This window comes from Colwellia sp. BRX8-7 (assembly GCF_014077275.1).
GTDB lineage: Bacteria > Pseudomonadota > Gammaproteobacteria > Enterobacterales > Alteromonadaceae > Colwellia_A.
In genome coordinates this window covers 1-2457 of sequence record NZ_JACGVP010000051.1, presented here as the reverse complement: position 1 = coordinate 2457, position 2457 = coordinate 1, and the positions used below count along the sequence as shown (strand labels likewise).

Genomic DNA, 2457 nt, shown 5'->3' with positions numbered 1-2457 from the left:
TAATCATTTTTTGTTATTGTTTATCAATTAAAGTTTGGTGGCGAAGTGGTGCGGTGTTTATTGTTTCTCACTTCCATCAATTAACTATTTATGTGTATGTTGGTTTAAGTGTTCTTAATTAACGCATCTGCTAACAAGCAATTCAAACGGACAAATAACAGTTGGCTGTCGTTCGTTCCTCACTATTTTAGCCAACTATTATTCGCCGCTTAATTGGGCGTTATAAATACCAAAAGGATTGAGTGTGGACGTAACCTTTTTCGCAGCAAATGTAGATTGCGATGTTAGTAGTTTTGAAGAAATTCTTGATGGCTCAATTCTGGGAGGAGGTAACTTTAAGAAAGAGCATATCAGTGATTTACTGAGTTGCTTTAAAAGTTCGGGTTCTGCTTTAAGTGACAACCTCTGGTTATTGCCAATAAACTTCTCAGAAGAGTTATCAATTATTGACGATGATAAGCTAAAAAGTATCGCCGTTCATTGGTCAGAAGAGAGTTCGTGGCAAAATACAAACGTTAATTCTATGGATTTAGCTGGTCATTTATTAGAATTAAAATATGGCTATTTACAACATTCAGATAAAAGAATTTTTGCACTATTTGAGTAGGTATTTATAACAAGCCATTCAAGCAGGACAAATAACAGTTGGCTATTTGCTCCTTCGTCGCTTATTTTAGCCAACTATTATTTGCCTCTTAATGGGGCGTTATGTTTACATTGGATATTCGATGAACAATCCCTCTAAAGTAGTACTAAGCGATATGGAGGTATTTAAAAAAGTTTGGGTTATTGTCTTTAAATACATTTATTTGGTTATGTTGTGTGTTTTAGCTTTCAGAACTACATTACTCTTTATTAATGATAATGCAGAAGATGTAACTATTCAAAGTGTCGCTTTAGGCCTTACAATAGCGACAGTAGGTGTTGCATTTGTGGCAGTTTTAATTGCGATTTCTGCGATTAAATATAAGAAAAAATAGTGGAGCTTTGTAAACATAACAAGCCACTCAAGCAGGACAAATAACAGTTGGTTTTGTTCGCTACGCTCTCTATTATAACCAACTATTATTTGCCTCTTAGTGGGGCGTTAGGTGAATAGGAGTTTAATTCAAGCTATGTATAAAAAAGTATTAATTACAGCATTAATTAAAGGCTTAATTAAAAAATCATTCATCATACTTGTTTTACCTTGTAGTGCAGTTTATTGCGTTAATTTATATTTCGACTCATTCACAATTACTTATTTTACCGGATTATTTTTACTTTCTTTGGTTGTCTATTTTTTGTTAAGGCCAAATATAAAACATAAAAAGTCCCTAAAAAAAATGAACTCAATAGGTTGTCTGACTGGCGGGCATACAGAAAGAGACTTAGATGTAGACCTTTTTAAAGATTGGGAGAAGGGAGTTGGTTTAATAGATGACCAACAATATTTTATGTGGGTAAGTGCTTCGATAGCAGGATTAGAAATACTTCTAACTTCAGATTCAATTAAAGGAAGTTACATTATTCCATGGGCTAATATTCAAATGTTAAAGCATCAACATTTTTACTTTGACGACAATCCCGTTGCTCTAATTGAGATTGGATTTGCAAATAACTCACTTCAACTTTTTACGCCTTGGCGAGAATCGTTTACAAAATTAGTGCCTGATGTGGTAGGTTTGTCATAATAAAAATTCACCTAACAAGACGTTCAAACGGACAAAAAACAGTTGGCTGTTTCACTCCGTTCACAATTTTAGCCAACAATTTTTTGCCGCTTAACGTGGCGTTATGTAGCAAGGAAGCATTTTGAACTGGTCGCGTATAATCAAATTTTCAGCTTTCCATTTTGTGGCACTCACTTTATTGAGTACGTTAACCACTTTGTTAATTGGAGCAGATAATTTAGATAAGCAAGAAGGAATTGACTTGTTACTTTATTTCAAATTACCTTCATTTTTTGTTGGTTCAATTATTCTTACTCTATTTGCTAAAGCACAAGAATCTAATGTTTTATTACACCTTTCACTAACAGAAGTAATAAGCTCTGTTGTGGCTACATTTATCGTTTCTTTACTCATGCAAACTGTATATATTTCTCCAACATGGTTTATTGATTTACCTCTTACTGTAATATCTATTTTAGTGGCAATATTCATCGCTGGTAAATTTCGTGGTATAACTAGAAATGCTACATAACAAGACGTTCAAACGGACAAAAAACAGTTGGCTGTTTCACTCCGTTCACAATTTTAGCCAACAATTTTTTGCCGCTTAACGTGGCGTTAGCAGGCACCACTTGTTCTATTTTTAAAGTGTTTGGCTAGCTTATATTTTTATGCAAAGGAGCGGCGTTTTTTACTTTCCTTCCTTTGTTTTGGTAATCTTTTGTATTTAGTTGATCGGTAATCATTTTTTGTTATTGTTTATCAATTAAAGTTTGGTGGCGAAGTGGTGCGGTGTTTATTGTTT

At 33.7% G+C, this 2457-nt stretch carries 4 protein-coding genes; all 4 read left to right on the top strand.

Annotated features, from left to right (window positions below; genetic code table 11):
• The first annotated feature begins 244 nt into the window (after window positions 1–244).
• The 4 genes from H4J57_RS19270 to H4J57_RS19255 all read left to right on the top strand — a co-directional run bounded on the left by H4J57_RS19270 (window position 245) and on the right by H4J57_RS19255 (window position 2184).
• Window positions 245–607 (top strand): hypothetical protein, encoded by a 363-nt coding sequence (locus H4J57_RS19270; RefSeq protein WP_182204792.1) that lies wholly within the window; start codon window positions 245–247, stop codon window positions 605–607.
• Between the two features lie 121 nt (window positions 608–728).
• Window positions 729–980, top strand: coding sequence for a hypothetical protein (locus tag H4J57_RS19265; protein WP_182243958.1), 252 nt, complete (start codon window positions 729–731; stop codon window positions 978–980).
• A gap of 135 nt (window positions 981–1115) precedes the next feature.
• Window positions 1116–1673 (top strand): hypothetical protein, encoded by a 558-nt coding sequence (locus tag H4J57_RS19260; RefSeq protein WP_182243957.1) that lies wholly within the window; start codon window positions 1116–1118, stop codon window positions 1671–1673.
• 121 nt (window positions 1674–1794) lie between these two features.
• Window positions 1795–2184, top strand: coding sequence for a hypothetical protein (locus tag H4J57_RS19255; protein ID WP_182172027.1), 390 nt, complete (start codon window positions 1795–1797; stop codon window positions 2182–2184).
• Window positions 2185–2457: the final 273 nt, after the last annotated feature.